At 47.6% G+C, this 532-nt stretch carries 1 protein-coding gene; it reads left to right on the top strand.

The window, feature by feature from the left end; all coding sequences use genetic code 11:
• Positions 1 to 532, top strand: a 532-nt coding sequence (locus tag MICAI_RS15970; RefSeq protein ID WP_051011184.1) for a hypothetical protein, incomplete at both ends; no start/stop codon positions are given.

Raw genomic sequence — 532 nt, 5'->3', positions numbered from 1 at the left:
TTTAACACCTACTTCTGGGATGATTTTGCCAATAACAGCAAGGGTTGGACTCTGGGGACAGAATGGCAAATCGGTGCTGCCACAACTTCTACAGGTCAAAATTATGGCAACCCTGATCCCGGAACGGACAATACTCCCACAACCGATAATGGTGTAGCTGGGGTTGTTATTGGGGGAAATGCCTCTACAGCCTTGCACGGCTTCTATTATTTAACCAGTCCGATCATCAACACCAGCACGGCCAATCAGTTGTTCTTTGAATATGCCCGTTGGCTCAACAGTGACTACACTCCCTATATGCAGAACACAGTTGAGATCTTCAACGGTTCTAGCTGGGTCAATCTCTGGAGTTCAGGAGGTTCTCCAGGAGTGCAAGATAACGCTTGGACACCTCAACAATTTGATATTAGCGCCCACAAGAGTGCCTCAACTCAAATTCGTTTCGGGTTCAATGTTGGTAGCACTGGTGTCTGGACAGTAAGTTCGTGGAACCTTGATGATGTCAAAATCTATGGTGATGGGAGCGGGGCGA

It is taken from the genome of Microcystis sp. T1-4, from assembly GCF_000297435.1.
Taxonomy (GTDB): Bacteria; Cyanobacteriota; Cyanobacteriia; order Cyanobacteriales; family Microcystaceae; genus Microcystis.
Note: the sequence above shows the minus strand (reverse complement) of the source record. Positions and strands in the feature narration are given on the sequence as shown.